This window comes from Buttiauxella warmboldiae (assembly GCF_003818135.1).
Classification (GTDB): Bacteria; Pseudomonadota; Gammaproteobacteria; order Enterobacterales; family Enterobacteriaceae; genus Buttiauxella; species Buttiauxella warmboldiae.
Genome location: NZ_RPOH01000003.1, coordinates 85276 through 106490, shown reverse-complemented (window position 1 = coordinate 106490; position 21215 = coordinate 85276). Strand labels below are relative to the sequence as shown.

The 21215-nt window shown below is 50.2% G+C and carries 15 protein-coding genes, 1 tRNA gene and 4 pseudogenes; 8 read left to right on the top strand and 12 right to left on the bottom strand.

Annotated elements, in window-relative coordinates:
• Positions 1-283 precede the first annotated feature (283 nt).
• From EHN07_RS01060 to EHN07_RS01050, 3 genes are all read left to right on the top strand, one after another.
• Complete coding sequence (locus EHN07_RS01060; RefSeq protein WP_124022376.1) at positions 284-1591, top strand: tyrosine-type recombinase/integrase; 1308 nt, start codon at positions 284-286, stop codon at positions 1589-1591.
• Positions 1592-1676: 85 nt separating this feature from the next.
• Complete coding sequence (locus tag EHN07_RS01055; RefSeq protein WP_124022375.1) at positions 1677-3590, top strand: DUF927 domain-containing protein; 1914 nt, start codon at positions 1677-1679, stop codon at positions 3588-3590.
• 49 nt (positions 3591-3639) lie between these two features.
• The gene (locus tag EHN07_RS01050; RefSeq protein WP_124022374.1) at positions 3640-3996 is read left to right on the top strand and encodes an Arm DNA-binding domain-containing protein; all 357 of its coding nucleotides are present in this window, start codon (positions 3640-3642) and stop codon (positions 3994-3996) included.
• Positions 3997-4049: 53 nt separating this feature from the next.
• On the opposite strand, the gene EHN07_RS01045 is transcribed toward EHN07_RS01050, so the two are convergent.
• The 4 genes and pseudogenes from EHN07_RS01045 to EHN07_RS01030 all read right to left on the bottom strand — a co-directional run.
• Positions 4050-5234, bottom strand: a complete 1185-nt coding sequence (locus EHN07_RS01045) for a tyrosine-type recombinase/integrase (protein WP_124022373.1) — start codon at positions 5232-5234, stop codon at positions 4050-4052.
• 382 nt (positions 5235-5616) lie between these two features.
• Positions 5617-5777: pseudogene (locus EHN07_RS20570) on the bottom strand (helix-turn-helix domain-containing protein); the annotation flags it as partial.
• 64 nt (positions 5778-5841) lie between these two features.
• Complete coding sequence (locus EHN07_RS01035) at positions 5842-7872, bottom strand: EAL domain-containing protein (RefSeq protein ID WP_148085458.1); 2031 nt, start codon at positions 7870-7872, stop codon at positions 5842-5844.
• Positions 7873-8067: 195 nt separating this feature from the next.
• Positions 8068-8149 (bottom strand): annotated as a pseudogene (locus tag EHN07_RS01030) (IS6 family transposase); the annotation flags it as partial.
• A gap of 2 nt (positions 8150-8151) precedes the next feature.
• On the opposite strand from EHN07_RS01030, the pseudogene EHN07_RS20790 reads away from it, so the two are divergent.
• Positions 8152-8346 (top strand): annotated as a pseudogene (locus tag EHN07_RS20790) (restriction endonuclease); the annotation flags it as partial.
• Between the two features lie 590 nt (positions 8347-8936).
• Here the strand turns inward: EHN07_RS20790 and EHN07_RS01020 are convergent.
• Positions 8937-9012 (bottom strand) — tRNA-Phe (locus tag EHN07_RS01020).
• 433 nt (positions 9013-9445) lie between these two features.
• Here EHN07_RS01020 and EHN07_RS01015 point away from each other — a divergent pair.
• Positions 9446-11581, top strand: a complete 2136-nt coding sequence (locus EHN07_RS01015) for an ornithine decarboxylase (RefSeq protein ID WP_124022371.1) — start codon at positions 9446-9448, stop codon at positions 11579-11581.
• Between the two features lie 39 nt (positions 11582-11620).
• On the opposite strand, the pseudogene mltC reads toward EHN07_RS01015, so the two are convergent.
• From mltC to mutY, 3 genes and pseudogenes are all read right to left on the bottom strand, one after another.
• Positions 11621-12696 (bottom strand): annotated as a pseudogene (gene mltC / locus EHN07_RS01010) (membrane-bound lytic murein transglycosylase MltC).
• A 56-nt stretch (positions 12697-12752) separates the two neighbouring features.
• On the bottom strand, positions 12753-13025 hold the full coding sequence (locus EHN07_RS01005) for an oxidative damage protection protein (protein WP_124022370.1): 273 nt from the start codon (positions 13023-13025) through the stop codon (positions 12753-12755).
• 2 nt (positions 13026-13027) lie between these two features.
• On the bottom strand, positions 13028-14113 hold the full coding sequence (gene mutY, locus EHN07_RS01000; RefSeq protein WP_124022369.1) for an A/G-specific adenine glycosylase: 1086 nt from the start codon (positions 14111-14113) through the stop codon (positions 13028-13030).
• 152 nt (positions 14114-14265) lie between these two features.
• On the opposite strand from mutY, the gene trmB reads away from it, so the two are divergent.
• The 3 genes from trmB to EHN07_RS00985 all read left to right on the top strand — a co-directional run bounded on the left by trmB (position 14266) and on the right by EHN07_RS00985 (position 16100).
• A complete protein-coding gene (gene trmB, locus EHN07_RS00995; RefSeq protein ID WP_124022368.1) occupies positions 14266-14985 on the top strand; it encodes a tRNA (guanosine(46)-N7)-methyltransferase TrmB in 720 nt (239 codons plus the stop codon).
• Entirely contained in the window at positions 14985-15311 is a 327-nt protein-coding gene (locus EHN07_RS00990; protein ID WP_124022367.1) for a YggL family protein, read from the top strand. The genes trmB and EHN07_RS00990 overlap by 1 nt, the downstream gene beginning before the upstream one ends.
• 72 nt (positions 15312-15383) lie before the next feature.
• Positions 15384-16100 carry a YggN family protein gene (locus tag EHN07_RS00985; RefSeq protein ID WP_124022366.1) on the top strand — a complete coding sequence of 239 codons (717 nt, stop codon included), beginning with the start codon at positions 15384-15386 and terminating at the stop codon, positions 16098-16100.
• A gap of 54 nt (positions 16101-16154) precedes the next feature.
• Here EHN07_RS00985 and leuD read toward each other — a convergent pair whose 3' ends face one another.
• From leuD to leuA, 4 genes are read right to left on the bottom strand one after another with little or no spacing between them, the layout of a single operon-like run.
• Complete coding sequence (gene leuD, locus EHN07_RS00980) at positions 16155-16760, bottom strand: 3-isopropylmalate dehydratase small subunit (protein WP_124022365.1); 606 nt, start codon at positions 16758-16760, stop codon at positions 16155-16157.
• A gap of 11 nt (positions 16761-16771) precedes the next feature.
• Complete coding sequence (gene leuC / locus EHN07_RS00975) at positions 16772-18172, bottom strand: 3-isopropylmalate dehydratase large subunit (RefSeq protein ID WP_124022364.1); 1401 nt, start codon at positions 18170-18172, stop codon at positions 16772-16774.
• Between the two features lie 2 nt (positions 18173-18174).
• Positions 18175-19266: a 3-isopropylmalate dehydrogenase gene (gene leuB / locus EHN07_RS00970; RefSeq protein WP_124022363.1), complete on the bottom strand. Its 1092-nt coding sequence runs from the start codon at positions 19264-19266 to the stop codon at positions 18175-18177.
• A gap of 2 nt (positions 19267-19268) precedes the next feature.
• A complete protein-coding gene (gene leuA / locus EHN07_RS00965) occupies positions 19269-20840 on the bottom strand; it encodes a 2-isopropylmalate synthase (protein ID WP_124022362.1) in 1572 nt (523 codons plus the stop codon).
• Positions 20841-21215: the final 375 nt, after the last annotated feature.

The window sequence follows — 21215 nt, the reverse complement described above, 5'->3', positions numbered from 1 at the left end:
TTCTTATTTCAGAGCCTCAAAAGTTGACTTACTTTGGGCGACGCATCCGGAACACAATTTTTTTATATGGTTTAACGCTATTTTCACTTTTCCCTGAGCAGGAGTACTCCTGATGAATCATCATGGTCTTTCTGACTTGAGTATTAAATGTCAATGGGCATGTAAGAGCTGATTTTTCATGGGCTTGAAAGTGATGTCACGAATAAATAAGCTTATCCCATTGTTGGCCGACATATTAACTTACTCATTATCATCTGAATTTTCAGAGGACCATGTACATATTATGGATGTTAATTACCCTTTAAATAAAATAACGCAAGCGCTGGATGAAAAGAGCATCGCTGCTGCTCATAAAAATTCCTTCAATGTAGATGCGGAGATTCATGGATATTCCGACCAAGGAGTATCTAATGCTATAGAATATTCAGAGGTTGCACCTAAAAATACTGGAGGTGTTTTTACTAAAGCCTTTCTTGATGAATATAAAATCCGTGCAGTACAAACTGGCCGGACTATCGAAGCCAGCGATACAAAATGTACCGGGCTTAAGGCTATATTCCACTCATCCGGACGCATTAAGTTTATTGTCCGCAAAAGTATTCGCGGAAAAAATGTTTACGTTTCCGTAGGAAGTTACCCTGAATTTTCCATTAATAACGCAAGGGAGCATGCCTTTAAAATAATTCAGGATCTTAAGGCTTCCGTTGAGACTTATGGTGAGCGTTTTCTTACTCACAGTAAAATGACGTTTAATGAGCTTGTGGATGAGTATGAGAAAAGCGTACTCAGCACGGGGGTTAAGCGTTCAGCTAACACCGACCTTTCTAAGATCCGTAAATACCTGCGCCCTCTTCTCGGTGCCAAAAAGCTGGCAGGTATGACGGAGGCAGATATTCTGAGCTATCTGCATAATCTCGATCTCAAGCCTGCCACCCGCAACCGCCATCTGGCGCTCATTAAAGCGGTGTTTACCTGGGCTATACGCATGGGATACATCAGCCGCTCTCCGGCGCTTTATATCAAAGCGCTGCCTGAAGTGACGTCAGATCGCCGTGCCATGGATGACTCCCAGCTTCAGCGCTGGATGGACGTCTGTGAGCGCTGGCGTAATGGTAAACCCGATCATGAAGCCCTTGCTCTGCTCATGTTCCTTGCCCTGACGGGGCTGCGTCTGGGGGAAACCCGTCATCTTCGTCTTGAGGATGTGGACTGGATCCGGAAGGTTATCACCCTTCGCCATACCAAAAACGGCAAACTCCGCCGTGTACCGGTATGTGATAAGGCTTTCGTTCTTCTGACAGAACAGCGTCAGCATCTGGGTGATGAAGGCTGGGTATTTCCGGGCAAGGGGACCGACAATCCGGTTTCTGAGCCGCGTCGCCTGCAAAAACGGCTTTGTGAGGCTGCGGGTATTCCACCGTTCACCATCCATGAGATGCGACATACCTTTGCGACAAAGCTCATTGAGAGCGGGGCCGACATTCACACCGTCAAAGACTTACTGGGTCACAGCACGATAAAAGTAACGGAACTTTACTTGCACGCTTCCCCGGCGCGTTATCACGAAGTCGTTAATCGGGCGATGGGGTAACAACCTGCATTCAACGACATGGCTTTTAACTAGGGTTCAAATGTCACCCGTTTTCTGACGGTGGCGTAATTTGATGGTAATACACATGAATAAAAAAGTGACAATTAATGTTCCTAAGGTTTCCGGGATTAAGCGTATTCGCGCTTTTGCTGACCGCGATAAAAATTTCAACAAAATGTCGGAAGCAATTATCAGGCGTGCTGAAAACACTGAGGTCGGTGAAGATGATATCGCTTTACTCGGTATTGGTGATGGGCTGCCACGGCATTATGTGAATACGGCTGATGGCCTTTTCTACATCGGTGGACAGAAACCTGTGCAGGTTTGCACCACGCCAGTTGTGCCTGTCGCCCTGTTTTGTGGAAAAGATAAGGAGTCCGGTCTTGGGATCAGCCTGATGACCGGTAACGGGCTGGGTAAGTATGTTAAGGCCCAGGTGAGCTTTGAGGATATTGTTCAGGGTGGTGCTCAGGTTATGGGCAGACTGGCAGGTCGTGGATTTTGTGTTGGCCCCTCTCCACAGCAGCTTGCTCTTTTTGACCGTTTTATTCAGAGCTGCCGGAGTTTACCGCTGCCTGTCTATCTGATGGCAGATGCAATGGGATTCGTTTCGGAGGATATGGCCTTTTTACATGGTCATGAGCCCGTTGTGACCTCTCTGACCGGGTTTGATTATCTGCTGCCGGGATTCCGCGTGCGTCCCGGACTGCACAAAGGCGGGGCTCTGGAGGAGTGGATTAACCTCATCCGGGAAAATGCCCATGGCTGGGCGCAGACCTTTGCGCTGAGTGCCTCCTTTGCTTCGATGCTTCTGGTTCCTGCCGGTATGGATGTGGGCATGTTTCATTTTCACGGCGTATCCACCACCGGTAAAACGCTTCTCCTGATGCTGGCTGCATCGGTCCATGGTGATGGCAGCGAGCCGGGTAGTGGGGGGAATGTAAATATTATTCGCTGGAATACCACGCCTAACGCGATGGAGCGCCTTCTCGCTGACTATTCCGGTCTGGTCGCCTGCGTCGATGAGCTGGGTGCGAGTAATCATAAGCAACTTTCCTCACTGCTTTACAACATTACGTCAGGTACGGCAAAAGAGCGCCTGAACCGTGGCCTGACGGCAGATGAGCCGTTTAAATGGCGCATGTTTATTCTCTCCACCGGTGAGATGTCAATATCCGAAAAGCTGGCTGAACAGAAAGCCGTGTTACAGGGAGGGCAGGAGCACAGGGCCATCAGTATGGAGCTGCTGCCTGAGGATGCTCAAAAACCGGATGAACCGGTATCAGAAACACGTGCCCGTGCAGATGCACTGAAGACTGGGCTGGGAGAGGCTTACGGTCATGCCGGGCCTGCATTTATCGGCAAGCTGTTATCCGGGAATAATGCGGATGGGAGTCTTCGCACTTATGCAGAGTTTTCATCCTGGCTCCAGGAACAGACAGATGCCTGCTGTAACGCACTGGAAGAGGCCCTGAGAGATGAAGGGCGCGATATTACCCGCGTTCAGCGGCGTGGACTGAGAAGATTTGCGCTGGTGTGGCTGGCAGGAGAGAAAGCGCTGGACTATGGATTGCTACCTTTCGAAAGCGATGCGGTGGTTGAATCCGTGATGTCAGCTGCACGGCGCTGGCTGGATGATAACCATAATCAGTATAACCCGGTACGTAACATGCTGGAGGAGCTTCAGCTGACTCTGGTGACAAAAAGCAGCAGGCACTTTATCACCCTGCGTGAAGAACATGCCCGATGCCCGGGGGATATGTGGGGATTCGTTCACCATAAAACCGGCGACTTCCTGATTTATGAATCGGTGTTTGAAAAACTCTGCTCTGAAAAGGGACTTAAGACCGTTGATGTGGCCAGACCGTTAGAGCGTACCGGTTATCTGCTTGGTGAAAGTGCGGGTCACTATAAAAAAAGAGCGCTGAAGACGATGGCGCAATCTTACTACCAGGTCACAAAAGCATTTCTGAAATGCAATGTGATGAACGAATTTTAACCCTGAATATAACCATTTTGACTGAACCACAACGAATAAAAGGTGATGTATGTTTCCTGAATCAGACGAGTACTATGAGGGTTTTCCTCACGCCATCAGCAGTGAAAATGAAGAAAACACGTCATTCAATAATTACGCTCTGTTTAACACACTGGCGGAGTGCCTGTATCACGGCATTTCTCGTGAAATCTTCGATGGCAGCGAGCCTGCGCTCCGGGCCGTCATTGCCAACGGTGAGATTAAATTCCTGGCTCGTTATACGCGTGAAGGGGCCTGCTATTATGAACCCCTCGGCACGTTTCCACGTATGTCCGTTAACGTCGCACGTGAACGAGCACGTGAAGTCTATAACGCATTTGATGATAACCGGGTGCCGGATGAAGAATATGGGGCCATCCCGTTCTGACTGATGGCTGAACAGTAAAAAAAGCAGGGGCATTTGCCTCTGCTTTTCTGTTATCACAAGGACGGTAGCTGAGCCGTTATCCTTTCCGCCAGTAACTGACTGGTGTTCTGTAAACGCTGAGGGTGAAGATGCGCATATCGCTGCGAAGACTGACTGCTGCGGTGCCCCAGTTGAGCCTGAACGTCATACAGTGTTCCGCCGTAGGACACGATGAGGGCGGCAACCGAATGGCGGCAGGTATGAATACACACTTCCTTGTCGAAAATTCCCGCCCGACGCACGATACGCTGAAAGGCTTTAACCGGGTTACTCAGCGGCATGCCCTGTTTTTTACCGATAAACAACCACGGATTTCCGCGCTGTGTTGGCAGAGTTCTGATTACGTCCATCGCCAGTGAGTTAAGATGAACAATCCGTCCATAGCCATTCTTGGTTTCCGGGAGCCACAGGGTGCGTTTGACCGTGTCAACATGCTCCCACCTTGCCAGACGCAGTTCATCACGACGAAGGCCAGTCAGTAGCAGTAGTTTCACATAGCGGGCCGCGACGGGGCTAGTATCGTTATCGGCAGAGAGAAAAATACGACGAATTTCGTCCTCGGTGAAATAGCGTTGTCTGGCGTTGTTCTCCCTGAGAAGCTGTACCACTCTTGCCGGATGGACAGAGGTAATGCTTTGCCTTCCGGCCCAGGTAAATACCGCTTTAACCAGTACGATGACACGATTACAGGTTGCTGCTGACAGTGAAATGCTTAACGTCTGCTGGAGGCGGAGAATGGTGGCTGGTGTTATATCACTCAGTAGAACCTGACCTAAGGCGGGACGGATATGATCCCGGTAGCGCTGAACATCCTTGCCCCAGCTACGTTTTGCGGATTTTGCCCAAACCAGATAATGCTGATTAAAGAGTTCATCGAACGTCAGCTCCCTTCTCTTGTTTTCACGCTCCTGCTTAGGGTCAGTGCCGGTGGCAAGGGAGCGTTTATATTCTATGGCAATCTGACGAGCAAGATTGACGTCCACTTCAGGCCAGTGACCAATGGCGATGGCGCGTTTTCGTCCATGATAGAGGTAGCGTAGCAAAAACTTTTTACGACCTTCTCTTCTGCTGACCAGACACTTCAGGCCGGAAATCTCGGTGTCGCTGTATTCGGCATCGGTGCTGCGTGCATCTGATGTGTTAGGGGGCAGTGATTTAATGAGCTGATTAGTAAAACGGAAGCGTTTGGGGGTGGACATATTACCTCCTGTGACTGGTGTAAAGAACGTCAGGGTTGACCCATCCCCGGCACGGTACGTTTGATGGTTGTTGCGGGTTGCTTTCGTGGCAACGTGAATGATGGTATTCGGCGTGAAGGTACGAAGGATGATGAGCAGAGCAGAAGAAGACTACGGTCCGATTCTGGTCTTGTCTGAAGGGGAAAAGTGCCGTTGGGAAGTGTTCACAGAAATAATATGTGTTTCAATCGGGTATAATTACATGCCATAAGGACCAGTAGCGTTGCCTGTATGTGGGGCGGCTATGTGCCAGGAGCGGTCATTTCAAAGAAGAATACGCAAATCAATTGTTGAGGGGATGGCTTAGTTTCCCCAATGTGACCTGTCTATGATTTGTTTCCTTTTCAGCTTTTGTTGCACGGTATTGATTTTCACCTCCGAGCCTCTGTATCTCGCGGCTAATAGTCGAGGGGATCTTGATAATTTATCAGCCATTTCCCTGATACTGCGTTTTGCTACCAGCCCTCTAGTTATCGTCTCTCTTTCATCAAGCCAAAGAGATATCCAACCCCACCCAGCGTCACAACTTGTCGTGACGCTGGATTGATTTATCATCGTAAATTTTATATTAAATTGGGGCTATTAAATCTTGCAATAATATCTTGGTTACTTCATCACTAGGCATGGGGCGATAAAAAAGGAATCCTTGTATTAAATCCACGCCCGCATCTATGCATTCATCATACTCTTTTTGTGTCTCAACACCTTCAATTAAAATTACAGGACAAGTTGTACGGCATAGGTGAACAACCTTTTTTAAAAAATTGCCCCCTTGATGTAATGACAACCCTGTAACTAAAGTTCTGTCTAATTTTATTTTATCAAGTCGATACTTTAAGAGGTATGATAAAGTGGAGTAACCGCTACCAAAATCGTCAAGCGCTACTCTTATGCCTTTATTTCGTAATACATTAATAACAAACCCTAGCTCCTCGGGGTTTGTTATTTTTTGAGACTCTGTAATTTCAAACTCAAGTGACCATCCTGTCGGCATACTATCTTTCAATGCCTCATCAACAATAACTAATAATCTTGGGTCTGTGATTGTTTGTGGTGAGATGTTTATCGATAGAGTCATCCCTGAAAACTGTTTAAATTTATATCGCGCATGATAAATGGCATTTTCTAAAACCCAAAAATCCATTTCTGGCATTAGGTTTAATCGTTCATAGAAAGAAAGAAAGTATGGAGGGGTTATTTTACCATTCTTATCCTCATGACGTAACAGTACTTCCAGTGCTGTTATTTTTCTGTCGAAGACTCTAACCTGTGGTTGAAAGAAAAGAATGAAGTCACCTGATGATGTTAGTTTTTTTATCTGGTTTTGTGCCTCAGTGATTTCATCAAATTCATTGAGGTGGTGGTGATTTGAAATCAAATTTATATCTAATGATGATTTCTGTGACTTGTCGCCTATTGTGGGTATTCTAGATGTTGCATCAGAGATTTTTAAGCTGGTCATCCTTTCCATTATATAAAAAAATGGATAATAGATAAGAACACCTAAAGCTATAAGGAAAACTTGCAATGCAACGGCTGTTGAATTTCCACCACTAGCTATCCATGAGTTAATAAATGGTGGTGTAGCCCAACCGACAAGGTAATGCATCGGCTCTATTAAACCATATGCTGTTGCTGCGTACGCTATGTTATAGTTTACTATTGGAGCCAATAGGAAGGGTATGACCATTATAGGATTCAACACTATTGGGAATCCAAATATCAGAGGTTCATTTATATTAAAGAACGATAGCGGGAGAGCCTTTCGAATTAATTTTTTATATTGATTGGCATTTGAAAATATTAAGCATACTAATAAGCTTAATGTTGAACCCGTCCCCCCCGTGGAGCACCATACATCGTAGAATGACTGATTTAGTATATTAAGGGGCGATGCTCCTCTTTCCCATTGTTGTATGTTTATATTTGATTGTCTAATGAATTCATACCCAACGTCCTGAAACATAAGTTGCCCATGAATTCCCAAAAACCAGCTTGCACCTCTGACAACCTCATAAATCAACCCATTTAAATAGCTATCAGGATAAATTAAACCTAAAATGGATTGGTAGGTATTGTGTAGGTCTATAGGTAGGTAGAACTTGATGATGATGCTTGCAAGTGTAACCAGTATCAATGGGGTTGATGGGATTATCAAGTTGGTGAAAATATTATTTGACCACACCCTAGTGGCACTTGAAATTTTTTCAATCAGAATATTGACTATTATTGATATAGCAATTGATATTGGGATGCTGGTATTTAGGTAAAATGTTTGTTCATTAGAAAACATCCCTGTCACTATCATTAGTGCTGTTAGGCTTGTAGCCATTGATAAAATAACTGACGTTTTGTTTTTTGTTGCCCAATGAAAAGAAAATAATACATTTATTATAATTGGCATTAAAGTAAGCATGCTGAGCTGTAGGTTATTTAGCCAGTCAAACGTTTTGGTGTAGCCCATACTTGATGCTAATGTAGAAAAAACAACAATGATTGCCCTAATCATTGAATATGGCATTATGGATATTGTGCTTGCTACTGTGTTTTGAGTTATTCTGTTTTTAGATAAATGTGTGAGCAGTGTTGATGTTTTCATTTTATTGTTTTCGGCTTGTAGCACAAATGTTTCATTTATTATTGCGTATAAATTGAATTATACATTTGTTTTTATATGAAAGATATTTATCCAAATTATTACCAGCTTTAACCGTGCTTTTATATAAACGACATAAGTATGTGCTTGAGATCCCTTCGGGAACCAGTAATCGACTGTTTTGATGGCCAAATTCTCCTACCCACGTGGTGTGGTCGACGTTGATATCGCGTTCGGCCAGCATCTCCTGTAATTCACGATAACTGATACCGTGTTTACAGTCTGACGGCTTTTGGTAAAGGGAAGCGTGTTATCTGTGTCAGTGGTTATGATCTTTACCACTCACTGAGTCATGGAATCCCTTTGCCCGACCTTCTGGACGCTAAAACCCGGCACGCAGCTGAAACGGGAGAGCCCTATGCTGAGTTCGACCGACTATATGCACTGAAGAACAAACAGTTCGGCACGCTGAAATAACGGGTTGGGAAGCGGTGACTGCTCCCCGTTGTTTCACACAGAATGCTGCTAGTAATGCCCGCATATCCCTCACAGCGGACACTCAGCTTTAACAGTCCAATACGTTTAGCTCAAGTAGTACTACGGATAAACCATTTTATGATGGCGTGGAGGACGGGGGATTCTGGTAACGATAAGAAATGAAAAGGAAAGAAGAGCTTGTTGCAGGTGGACTGACTGGTGAAGATCCCCATGTGATTGGTGGAGGGCGTATGCTGCCTGGTTTCCCCGCTTGCTATTGGGGATTTCCCCACCCTATTCCCCGCGACAAAATCACTTTAAGACCAGCGGATTAAGGAGAAATGATAATCCCCCCGTTTTCCCCGTATTTATGAATGATCTGAGAGAAAGGAACCGTAAAGGACCGTAGAAAGACCGTAGCAGTGAGGTTAGGAAAAGGTACATCAGAGGATGTTGAGGTGTCTAAAAGTAACGAATATCAGCGAAAATGGCGAGAAATCCAGCAAACAAATAACGTGTTGCAACGACCAGAAATCTACCGTAGCCAGAAAAGGAAAAAGCCCCGCTTTGCAGCGAGGCCTTATGAATAGTGGTGCCCGGACTCGGAATCGAACCAAGGACACGGGGATTTTCAATCCCCTGCTCTACCGACTGAGCTATCCGGGCAACGGGGCGCATTAAACCGTAAAGCCTGGCAGGCGTCAACGGTTTTATATGAATAAGCCGTGCGTTTGCGCGAATAATGTGCTGCGGGGCCCCCTGGGTTGAACGCCGGGGCAGAAGGTGCCATGATTGCGCGAAATTTCGGACATCCGCAACGGGGCGCTTATTGATGTTTATAGTCAATGTTTACCGACATCTCTCGATGGCGCCCGTTCCCCCCTCGCTCGGTTCCCTAAGACCTTTGCTCACCATGCGGTGAGGGCAACGCACGCTCACTGCAGGACATCAGTAAAATCAGGTGATGCCTGGTTTTACTGATGTCTGGCGGTCGGAGTGGGGATCATCCATCAGACCATCAGGACACATTCGCCGGGGAATGCTCCCTTTGCCGTGCCGCATGGCACTCACTCATCCTTGAGCTCTGGGATTGGTGCATATGAAATCTTTGAAAATTGCCGCCAGCCACGATGTGGCTGCCACACTGTCCACGCATCGTGAAGTGGTCACTCTCGATAACACTGACTTTACCGATATTGCCGCCGTTGTCCTTTCGGTGGCCGATAGCCGCAGCGGTATTCTGGCATTGCTCAAACGCACGGGCTTTGCGATTCCTGTTTTTCTGGCGGCTGATGAGTGGCCAGGCGAGCAGGAAGGTATGACGGGGCTGATAACCGGTAAAGCGCAGGATTATCTGGAGCTGGAAACTGCGGCTGTTGATTATGAAGAAGGCCTATTGCCGCCGTTCTTCGACACGCTGACGAAATATGTCGCGATGGAAAATAGCACTTTTGCCTGCCCGGGCCACCAGCACGGCGAGTTTTTCAAAAAGCACCCGGCAGGTCGCCAGTTCTATGATTTCTTTGGCGAGAATCTGTTTCGTGCCGACATGTGTAACGCAGACGTCAAGCTCGGCGATTTGCTGATCCACGAAGGTTCGGCAAAACATGCCCAGAAGTTTGCCGCCAAAGTGTTTAACGCCGATAAAACCTATTTCGTACTCAACGGCACGTCGGCGGCGAATAAAGTCGTCACCAACGCGCTGCTGACCCGTGGCGATCTGGTGCTGTTCGATCGTAATAATCATAAATCAAACCATCATGGCGCGCTGATTCAGGCGGGGGCAACGCCGGTTTATCTTGAGGCGGCTCGCAATCCGTTTGGTTTTATCGGTGGAATCGACGCGCATTGTTTTGATGAAAAGTACCTGCGTGAATTGATTGCGGAAGTGGCGCCGGAACGCGCCCAGGAAAAACGCCCGTTCCGCCTGGCGGTTATCCAGCTCGGGACGTACGACGGTACGGTGTACAACGCACGCCAGGTGGTGGATAACATCGGCCATCTTTGCGACTACATACTGTTTGATTCGGCATGGGTTGGCTATGAGCAATTTATTCCGATGATGGCGGATTGTTCGCCGCTGCTGCTGGATCTTAACCAAAACGATCCGGGGATTTTTGTTACGCAATCGGTGCATAAACAGCAGGCTGGCTTCTCACAGACTTCCCAGATCCATAAGAAAGATAACCACCTGCGCGGGCAAGAGCGTTTCTGCCCGCATAAGCGGCTGAATAATGCGTTTATGCTGCATGCGTCAACCAGCCCGTTCTACCCGCTGTTTGCTGCACTTGAGGTGAATGCGAAAATTCACGAAGGGGAAAGCGGCCGCCGTCTGTGGGCTGAGTGCGTCGAACTGGGGATTGAAGCACGCAAAGCGATCGTTGCTAACTGCAAGATGATCAAACCGTTTATTCCGCCGGTGGTTGCAGGCAGACCGTGGCAGGATCATCCCACGACGATCATCGCGCAGGAGCGTCGATTCTTTAGTTTTGAACCGGGTGAGAAATGGCATGGGTTTGCAGGCTATGCGCAGAATGAATACTTTGTTGATCCTTGCAAGCTGCTGCTGACCACGCCGGGGATCGATCCGCAAACCGGCGAGTACACGGAATTTGGTGTGCCCGCGGCAATCCTCGCAAACTACCTGCGTGAAAACGGCGTCGTTCCTGAAAAAGCAGATCTTAATTCGATTTTGTTCTTGCTGACTCCCGCTGAAAGCACGGAGAAGATGGCGCATCTGGTGGCGATGCTGGCGCAATTCGAACAGCATATTGAAGACGATACGCCGCTGGTGGATGTGCTGCCGACTATCTATCAGAAATATTCCCAGCGCTATAAGGGCTACACGCTGCGCCAGCTGTGCCAGGAAATGCACGATCTTTACGTTAGTTTTGCGGTGAAGGATCTGCAAAAAGCGATGTTCCGCAAGGCTTGTCTGCCAGCTGTTGCCATGAATCCGCAGGATGCTAACAGCGAGTTTATTCGTGGCAATGTGGAGCTGGTGCGTTTGAGCCAGTCGGAAGGGCGCATCGCGGCTGAAGGCGCGCTGCCATACCCTCCTGGCGTATTATGCGTGGTGCCGGGCGAAGTCTGGGGCAGCGCCGCACTGCGTTACTTCCTGGCTCTGGAAGAGGGCGTAAATATGCTGCCGGGCTTTTCGCCAGAGCTGCAGGGGGTGTATAGCGAAACGGATGCCGATGGGATTAAGCGACTTTACGGTTATATGGTGAAGTAAAATCTGGAGGGGGGGTTGCCCACCCTCCAGACTCATCAATTACCGCCGACGATAGCTCTTCTGCGCGGTATTAACTTTATACAAATAATGGCGTGATTCCGCAGAAGGGTGGCGGGTGGTCAGCGTTTGATAGACATCACCAGGCGTCATGCTGTTGATAATGCTATAGGCGCGGTTCTTATCTCTGTTGAACACGCGCAGCACGCTGCCTGCACCGCCGTTATACGCGGTGATCACCGCGTAGCGCCGGGATGTCGGGTTATCAATGCCCGCCAGGTAGCTATTTTGCAAAATGGCGAGGTAAGCCGTACCGGTATCGATATTGCTTTCTGGATCAAACAGGTAGCTGCGGCTGGGTTTGCCCCATTTCCCCTGTGATTTAAACACATCAACTCCGGCGCTGTGCTGCACCACCTGCATCAGGCCGAGCGCATCGGCGTGGCTGACCGCGTAGGGGTTGAAGCTGGATTCGGTCTGCATAATCGCCAGAATCAGCGATTCATCGACACCATATTTCTTCGACGCTTTGCGCACCATACCGATATATTTATGCGCACGCTTATCAAGGTGGTTTGGCACCAGGTTAATCGTCACGCTATAAACAATTTTCAGGCCGGTGCTGCGGCTTTTCAGGCGCGTTTGCAGCAGATAGTCAGCAAACCTGGCCGCGCGGCCTTCCCAGCGAATCGGCTGGCCGGTGTTATCCACCACCTGGCCATACAGGAACGGCTGCTTAGAGATCAACACGTCGTTGGCATCGGAATAAAGATCGATCGAGCCCGGATCGTCACCCATCAGCAAGGTGCTGACGATCGCCTGGCGTAGGTGCGCCGCAGGATCGGTGCCGGCAATGGTTTCAATGGTTATCGTGCCGTCATCAAAATTGATGTGGCTACGGGTGAGGTACTGGTCGGTATATTTTACGTAGTCTTTTGGACCGGCAATCAATACTTCCTTCATACCCCAGATATTTTCGATGTTATGGGCAAACTGCCCCATCAAAATATCAAAACATTCGTGTCCTTAACAAACGCCTCGTTGTAGGAATCTTCTTTTTTGCTCGAACAGGAGATGAGCAACGGGACAACCAGAGCTAGCGCGAGAAATTTTTTCATCGTTCCGTGTATGCGTTGTGCTTGATGTACATAAGGGCCTGCGGCCCTAAGTCTGTTTATTTTTCTGGCGGCGTGTAGCCTTCGATGTGGACTTCTTTGCCTTCAAACAGGAAGTTAACCATTTCAGTTTCCAGCTCTTTGCGGTGCTCCGGGTTCATCATGCTCATTTTGCGTTCGTTAATCAGCATGGTTTGCTTGGTCTGCCACAGGGCCCAGGCTTCTTTAGAGATTTCGTTATAAATACGTTTGCCGAGTTCGCCTGGATACAGCTGGAAATCCTGGCCTTCTGCGTCACGTTGCAGGTAAGTACAAAAAATAGTTCTGCTCATCTTTATTCCTCTTCAACGGCCTGGGCGGGGTTAAGTACCACCGGCTCGGCATGTAATTGCTGTAATAAACGCTCTACAGGGGCGGCCAGCCCTACGGACGGTGGCTGGGCTAAGTTATACCAGAGAGCGGTGCCTTCATCCATGCAGCCGCTAAACGAAAGCACCGGCAGCCACATTGGCACAATATCCAGATGGAAGTGGCTGAATGTATGGCGGAAGGCGTTTAACTGCGTGAGATTATCGGCGGGGATCTGGCGTTGTGCCAGCCAGTCGCGCAGCTCTTCTTCGGTTGTGAACTGTGGGAAGCAATATAACCCCCCCCACAGACCCACTGCCGGGCGCTGAGCAAGCAAAATACTCTGCTGGTGCTGCATCATCAGGAAATAGCCGGTGCGCTCAGGAATCGTCACCTTTGGCTTCTTACCGGGATAGCTTGCCCAACTGTTGTTGGCGTAGGCGATGCAAATATTATTTATCGGGCAAAGCTCGCATTTTGGCTGCGAGCGGGTACAAACCATTGCGCCAAGATCCATCATCGCCTGGTTAAACTGGCTGACACCTTCGGCTGGAGTAACCCGTTCGCTAATCTCCCAGAGTTTTTTCTCGACGTCTTTTTTCCCCGGCCAGCCGGGTATTGCATAACAACGTGCCAGCACGCGTTTGACGTTGCCATCCAGAATCGGGAAATGTTTGCCCAGCGACAGCGAAAGAATCGCACCCGCGGTCGAACGCCCAACGCCCGGGAGCGCGGCCACTTCTTCAAAAGTTTCCGGGAACAGGCCATTGTGCTGATTAGCTACCATCTGTGCAGCTTTATGCAAATTGCGGGCGCGGGCGTAATACCCAAGGCCGGTCCACAGGTGCAGTACCTCATCAAGCGGGGCATGGGCGAGGTCGGTCACCGTCGGGAAGCGTTCCATAAAGCGCTCGAAGTAAGGAATAACGGTCGCAACCTGGGTTTGTTGCAACATCACCTCAGACAGCCATACTTTATAAGGCGTTTTTTCGCGTTGCCATGGCAGTGTTTTGCGGCCGTATTTTTGATACCAGTCGAGAACCCGGTGGGAGAATTGCGGCGCTTGTGTCATTGTTGCCAGGCCATCCGATAAATGTGTGATTTAGGGGGCTGATTCCAGCACAGAGCGCTCCATGCTGTAAACCGGAACTTTCTGGTGCTTGCTTCTCACCCTTAACTTTGGATAATGCCCGTTTCCCGAACACTAACGAAAGCCTGAACACCATGAAAAATGACGTCATCTCACCGGAATTTAATGAAGAAGGCCGCGCAATGCGCCGGATTCGTAGTTTTGTGCGCCGCCAGGGCCGCCTGACTAAGGGCCAGGAGTTCGCACTGGAAAACTATTGGCCGGTGATGGGCGTTGAATATCAGGACGCGCCTGTCGATTTTGCCGAGCTGTTTGGCCGCGAAGCGCCAGTCACGCTGGAAATCGGTTTCGGCATGGGTACGTCGCTGGTGGCAATGGCGAAGGCTAATCCACAGCAGAACTTTTTGGGCATAGAAGTGCATTCACCGGGCGTTGGCGCATGCCTCGCGACGGCTCATGAAGAAGGCGTTGAGAACCTGCGCGTGATGTGTCACGACGCGGTTGAAGTGCTGCAAAAAATGGTTCCTGACAATTCTTTATCCATGGTTCAGCTCTTTTTCCCCGATCCGTGGCACAAAGCGCGTCATAATAAGCGCCGTATCGTTCAGGTGCCGTTTGCCGAGCTGGTAAAAAGTAAGCTAAAACTGGGCGGCGTGTTCCATATGGCAACCGACTGGGAACCTTATGCTGAACACATGCTCGAAGTGATGTCCTCTATGGAGGGGTATCAGAATCAGTCGCAGAGTCACGACTACGTACCGCGCCCGGATTCACGTCCGGTGACCAAATTTGAACAACGTGGCCATCGTCTTGGCCACGGCGTATGGGACTTAATGTTCGAGAGGGTAAAGTAATGGCAATTAATCGTAGCCGTCGTTTGCGTAAGAAAATGCACATCGACGAATTCCAGGAAGTGGGGTTCTCTGTTGCATGGCGTTTCCCGGAAGGCACCTCCGAAGAACAAATCGATAAAATCGTTGATGAGTTCATTGAAGACGTTATCGACAAAAATGGTCTGGCTTTTGATGGCGGCGGCCACCTTTCCTGGGAAGGCTTAATCTGCCTGCAGGAAATCGGCAAATGCACCGAAGAGCACCAGGCTCTGGTGCGCAAATGGCTTGAAGATCACAAGGCTGAAGACGTTCGCACCAGCGATCTGTTCGACGTCTGGTGGGATTGATAGTTGCAGAATAATCAGGTCGGTGAAAACCGGCCTTTTTTTTCTTAAATTTTTAGATGTTCAGGAGTAGCTATGATTCGTAAGGCTCTGATGGGCGTTCTGTTGCTCACCGCGATGCAGGCGCAGGCCGATTATAAATGCAGCGTCACGCCTCGCGATGACGTGGTTATCAACCCGCAGTCCGTTCAGGTTGTGGGTGAAAACGGCAATCTGGTTATTGCCCCGGATGGCAGCCTGCAATTTAACGGCAGGCCACATACTTTAAATGCCACGCAGCGCCAGCTGGCGGTGAAGTACCAGCAAGCGTTGCGTAGCGATCTGCCATGGATCAATAACGGCGCATTGGCTCGCGTTGAAAAAGGCCGCGTTGCGCTGGATAAAATCATCGCTCAGGAAGTGGGCGAGAGCAGCAATATGCGCGGCCGCCTGACGAAACTGGACGCGCAACTCAAGCAGCAGATGAAGCGCATTATCGAGACGCGCCCGGATGGTTTGACCTTCCACTATAAAGCGATCGATCAGGTGCGTGCCGAAGGGCAACAGCTGGTGAATCAGGCGATGGGCGGCATCTTGCAGGACAGCATCAATGAGATGGGTGCGAAAGCCATTTTGAAAGGTGGCGGTAACCCGCTGCAGGGCGTGTTGGGCAGCCTTGGCGGGCTACAGACTGCGATCCAAAACGAGTGGAAGCATCAGGAAAAAGATTTCGAGCAGTTTGGCCGCGAGGTGTGCAGCAAAGTGGTGACGCTGGAAGGGCAGCGTAAAGGGCTGGTTGAAACGTTGAAATAATAAAAAAGGCGGGTCATTTCATTGACCCGCCTCCGCTTTTTTTAGGTGCTGCTGTTAACGCATAAACGCCGGCTGTTGCTGCTCGTAAGCAGAGATTGAACCTTCGTGTTGCAGCGTCAGGCCGATGCTATCAAGCCCTTCCAGCATGCAGTGGCGGCGGAACGTATCGATGTTAAATGCATAGCTTTTCTCACCGGCAATCACCGTTTGCGCTTCCAGGTCCACAACAAACTTAATCCCCGGATTTGCCGCAACCAGCTTAAACAGCTCATCGACTTCTGCTTCGCTCAACGTCACCGGCAGCAACTGGTTGTTGAATGAGTTGCCGTAGAAGATATCGGCAAAGCCTGGCGCGATAACCACTTTGAAACCGTAGTCGGTCAACGCCCACGGAGCGTGTTCACGAGATGAACCGCAGCCGAAGTTTTCACGCGCCAGCAAAATAGAGGCACCTTTAAACTCCGGGAAGTTCAGCACGAATTCCGGGTTTGGCTGCTGGCCTGCATCATCCAGAAAACGCCAGTCGTTAAACAGGTGCGCGCCAAAACCGGTGCGCGTGACCTTCTGCAAAAACTGCTTAGGAATAATTGCGTCGGTATCAACGTTTGCGGCATCCAGCGGAACGACCAGGCCGGTGTGTTGAACAAATTTCTCTGCCATGGTGTTTTTCCTTATTTCAACGTGCGGATGTCAGCAAAATGACCGGAGACAGCGGCTGCTGCTGCCATTGCCGGACTGACCAGATGCGTGCGGCCACCGCGGCCCTGGCGGCCTTCAAAGTTACGATTGCTGGTGGAAGCGCAGCGCTCGCCCGGTTCCAGGCGATCGTTGTTCATGGCCAGGCACATTGAGCAACCCGGCAAGCGCCATTCAAAGCCCGCTTCAATAAAGATCTTGTCCAGGCCTTCTGCTTCCGCCTGCGCTTTTACCGGACCGGAGCCCGGGACCACTAACGCCTGCACGCCTGGGGCCACTTTACGACCTTTAGCAATCTCCGCCGCGGCACGTAAATCTTCAATGCGCGAATTGGTGCAAGAACCGATAAACACTTTGTCGATGGCGACTTCGGTTAATGGGATACCTGGCTTCAGGCCCATATACGCCAGGGCTTTCTCGGCAGATGCGCGTTCTACCGGATCTGCGAAAGATTCAGGGTTCGGGATATTTTCAGTGACTGAAATCACCTGGCCCGGGTTGGTGCCCCAGGTCACCTGCGGTGCGATTTCAGCGGCATCCAGCGTGACAACGGTATCGAATTTTGCGCCTTCGTCGGTGCTGAAGGTTTTCCAGTACGCGACCGCTTCGTCCCAGTCGGCCGCTTTCGGCGCGTGCAGGCGGCCTTTCACATAATTAAAAGTGGTTTCATCCGGCGCCACGATGCCCGCTTTGGCGCCCATCTCGATGGCCATGTTACACAGCGTCATGCGGCCTTCCATCGACAGCGCCTGAATCGCGCTGCCGCAGAATTCCACCACATGCCCGGTGCCGCCAGCGCTGCCGGTTTTTCCGATAATCGCCAGCACGATATCTTTTGCCGTGATGCCAGGGGTTGCGGTGCCGGTGACTTCAATCTTCATGGTTTTCGCGCGGCCCTGTTTCAGGGTTTGCGTTGCCAGTACATGCTCAACTTCAGAAGTCCCGATGCCAAACGCCAGCGCGCCGAACGCACCGTGGGTTGCGGTGTGGGAATCGCCGCAAACGATGGTCATGCCAGGTAAGGTAATGCCTTGCTCAGGGCCCATCACGTGGACGATGCCCTGGAATGGGTGGTTCAGGTCATACAGCTCAACGCCGAACTCTTTGCAGTTCTTCATCAACTCCTGCATCTGAATGCGGGCCATTTCACCGGAAGCGTTGATGTCTTTAGTCTGCGTGGAAACGTTGTGATCCATGGTGGCAAAAGTTTTGCCCGGCTGGCGCACCGGGCGCTTGTGCGCGCGCAGGCCATCAAACGCTTGCGGAGAGGTGACTTCATGCACCAGATGACGGTCGATGTACAGCAGCGGGGTTTCATCCACCGCTTCGTAAACGACGTGGGCATCGTACAATTTCTGATATAACGTTTTCGCCATGATTATTTCCCCTCTGCTACGAAGCGAGCAATGGTATCGCCCATTTCGTCGGTGCTGATTGCGTTGCCATCGCGGGCCAGGTCGCCGGTACGGAAGCCTTCTTCCAGCGCACGGTTGATAGCGTTTTCAATGGCCACAGCGGCCTCTTCAGCATCCAGGCTGTAGCGCAGTAACAAAGCCAAAGACAGGATCTGCGCAATGGGGTTTGCAATGTTTTTGCCTGCGATATCGGGTGCGGAACCACCGGCGGGTTCGTACAGGCCAAAACCTTGTTCGTTCAGGCTTGCCGATGGCAGCATGCCCATCGAGCCGGTGATCATCGCGCATTCGTCAGACAGAATATCGCCAAACAGGTTGGAGCACAGCAGCACGTCGAACTGCGACGGGTCTTTAATCAGCTGCATGGTGGCGTTGTCGATATACATATGCGCCAGCTCAACGTCCGGGTACTCTTTGGCAATCTCACCGACGATTTCCCGCCACATCACGGATGATTGCAGCACGTTGGCTTTATCAATGGAGGTCACTTTACGGCGGCGTTTGCGGGCTGACTCAAAGGCGATGCGCGCAATTCGCTCGATCTCGAAGCGGTAATACACTTCGGTATCAAAGGCTTTTTCGTGTTGACCACTGCCTTCACGCCCTTTCGGCTGGCCAAAGTAAATGCCACCGGTTAATTCACGCACGCACAGAATATCGAAACCGTTGGCGGCGATGTCAGCACGCAGCGGGCAGAACTCTTCCAGGCCTTGATACAGGCGCGCAGGGCGCAGGTTGCTGAACAATTTAAAATGTTTACGCAGCGGCAATAATGCGCCGCGTTCAGGTTGCTGCGCCGGCGGCAGGTGTTCCCATTTCGGGCCGCCCACGGAGCCGAACAGAATCGCATCTGCCTGCTCACAGCCTTCAACGGTAATAGGCGGCAGCGGATTGCCGTGACGGTCGATGGCAATGCCACCCACGTCATATTGACTGGTAGTAATGCGCATATCGAAGCGTGTACGAACGGCATCCAGCACTTTCAGCGCCTGAGCCATCACTTCCGGGCCAATGCCGTCACCCGGCAATACTGCTATATGATGAGTTTTTGACATGTTCACACCGTTTCCTGATTATTTTCTTTATTGTGAGCTTTGCGTTGCAATTCTTTTTCGACGATCCCCGCACGCCAGATATTGTTCAGCACGTTAATCATCGCTTTGGCTGAAGATTCCACAATATCCGTCGCCAGACCCACACCGTGGAAACGGCGGCCTTTATGGGTTACAACAATATCAACCTGGCCCAGCGCGTCTTTGCCCTGGCCTTTGGCCGACAGCTGGTATTTCACCAGTTCTACATCGTAATTTGTGATGCGGTTAATCGCCTGGTAGACAGCATCGACCGGGCCGTTGCCGGTAGCGGCTTCAGATTGCGTTTCGTCACCGCACTGCAGCTGCACGGAAGCGGTAGAAATCACGCTTGAACCGGACTGCACGTTGAAGTATTCCATGCGGAAATGTTCAGGTTCTTCCTGTTGCTTACCGATGAAGGCTAAAGCTTCCAGATCGTAATCAAACACCTGGCCTTTTTTATCCGCCAGCTTCAGGAAGGCGTCGTACAAAGAATCCAGGTTGTAATCGTCTTCTTTATAGCCCATCTCTTCCATGCGGTGTTTTACAGCTGCGCGACCAGAGCGGGAGGTCAGATTCAGCTGCACCTGATTCAGACCGATAGTTTCCGGGGTCATGATTTCGTAGTTTTCGCGGTTTTTCAGCACGCCATCCTGGTGAATACCGGAGGAGTGGGCGAAGGCGTTGGAGCCGACCACTGCTTTATTAGCCGGAATCGGCATATTGCACAGCTGGCTAACAATCTGGCTAGTGCGGTAGATTTCATGGTGGTTGATATTGGTGTGCACGCCCAGCATCTGGCCGCGCACTTTAATCGCCATGATGACTTCTTCCAGCGCAGTGTTACCGGCACGCTCGCCGATACCGTTCAGCGTCCCTTCAACCTGACGCGCGCCAGCCTGGATTGCCGCAATTGAGTTGCCGGTCGCCATGCCCAAATCGTCGTGGCAGTGAACGGAGATAATCGCTTTATCGATATTCGGCACGCGGTTGTACAGGGTCTGGATAATGCCGCCGAACTGGACCGGCGTGGTGTAGCCCACGGTGTCAGGAATGTTGATGGTGGTTGCGCCTGCGCCGATCGCCGCTTCTACGATACGGCACAGGTTATCTATTGGGGTACGGCCGGCATCTTCACACGAGAACTCTACGTCGTCGGTATAGTTGCGGGCGCGTTTGACGGAATTGACTGCGCGAGCCAGGACATCATCGAAGGTGCTGCGTAATTTGGTTTCGATGTGCATGGTCGAGGTGGCCAAAAATACATGAATGCGGAATGCTTCGGCAATTTTCAACGCTTCAGCGGCGACGTCGATATCTTTATCTACGCAACGCGCCAGACCACATACACGGCTGTTTTTGATATGGCGGGCAATGGTTTGTACAGATTCAAAATCACCCGGAGAGGAAACCGGGAAGCCCACTTCCATCACGTCAACACCCATACGCTCCAGGGCCTGCGCGATTTGCAGCTTCTCTTTTACACTCAGACTTGCCTGTAACGCCTGCTCACCATCACGCAAAGTGGTATCGAAAATAATGACTTGTTGGCTCATGTTGTGGTCCTTTCTCGTCTTGGGGGCCGTTGCTACGAGCATAAAAAAACCCGCGCAGTGGCGCGGGTTTTTTCTGTCTGGTGGCTTGAATCAACGCTTGATTTCGCCCACCAGTCTACCGCGCAAAGAAGTTGCGTTTAGTAGTAGATCTAGTAGGCGGTTGCTGCGGATCATGTTTCAAGCCCCAAATGAATTTCGTGATGTATTTATTGGTACTTGATCTGCCCTGCGCTGTCAACACTCGATTGCTTTGCAACACCACTTTGGTCTAGTGAGTACAGAAGAATGCTTAGCTATTTATGTTGGGATACGCGGGGCTTTTTGAGCGCGTAATAAATCCTGCGTTAATTAGATTTAACCTGAAAAGCTATCTTT

Excerpts from the sequence above, each read along its gene's own strand:
- EHN07_RS00985 (WP_124022366.1), top strand. The coding sequence starts at position 15,384 with ATGATTCGTAAGGCTCTGATGGGCGTTCTGTTGCTCACCGCGATGCAG.
- leuA (WP_124022362.1), bottom strand. The coding sequence starts at position 20,840 with ATGAGCCAACAAGTCATTATTTTCGATACCACTTTGCGTGATGGTGAG.
- mutY (WP_124022369.1), bottom strand. The coding sequence starts at position 14,113 with ATGACACAAGCGCCGCAATTCTCCCACCGGGTTCTCGACTGGTATCAA.
- EHN07_RS01035 (WP_148085458.1), bottom strand. The coding sequence starts at position 7,872 with ATGAAAACATCAACACTGCTCACACATTTATCTAAAAACAGAATAACT.
- leuC (WP_124022364.1), bottom strand. The coding sequence starts at position 18,172 with ATGGCGAAAACGTTATATCAGAAATTGTACGATGCCCACGTCGTTTAC.
- EHN07_RS01050 (WP_124022374.1), top strand. The coding sequence starts at position 3,640 with ATGTTTCCTGAATCAGACGAGTACTATGAGGGTTTTCCTCACGCCATC.
- EHN07_RS00990 (WP_124022367.1), top strand. The coding sequence starts at position 14,985 with ATGGCAATTAATCGTAGCCGTCGTTTGCGTAAGAAAATGCACATCGAC.
- leuD (WP_124022365.1), bottom strand. The coding sequence starts at position 16,760 with ATGGCAGAGAAATTTGTTCAACACACCGGCCTGGTCGTTCCGCTGGAT.
- leuB (WP_124022363.1), bottom strand. The coding sequence starts at position 19,266 with ATGTCAAAAACTCATCATATAGCAGTATTGCCGGGTGACGGCATTGGC.
- EHN07_RS01005 (WP_124022370.1), bottom strand. The coding sequence starts at position 13,025 with ATGAGCAGAACTATTTTTTGTACTTACCTGCAACGTGACGCAGAAGGC.
- EHN07_RS01045 (WP_124022373.1), bottom strand. The coding sequence starts at position 5,234 with ATGTCCACCCCCAAACGCTTCCGTTTTACTAATCAGCTCATTAAATCA.
- EHN07_RS01015 (WP_124022371.1), top strand. The coding sequence starts at position 9,446 with ATGAAATCTTTGAAAATTGCCGCCAGCCACGATGTGGCTGCCACACTG.
- trmB (WP_124022368.1), top strand. The coding sequence starts at position 14,266 with ATGAAAAATGACGTCATCTCACCGGAATTTAATGAAGAAGGCCGCGCA.
- EHN07_RS01060 (WP_124022376.1), top strand. The coding sequence starts at position 284 with ATGGATGTTAATTACCCTTTAAATAAAATAACGCAAGCGCTGGATGAA.
- EHN07_RS01055 (WP_124022375.1), top strand. The coding sequence starts at position 1,677 with ATGAATAAAAAAGTGACAATTAATGTTCCTAAGGTTTCCGGGATTAAG.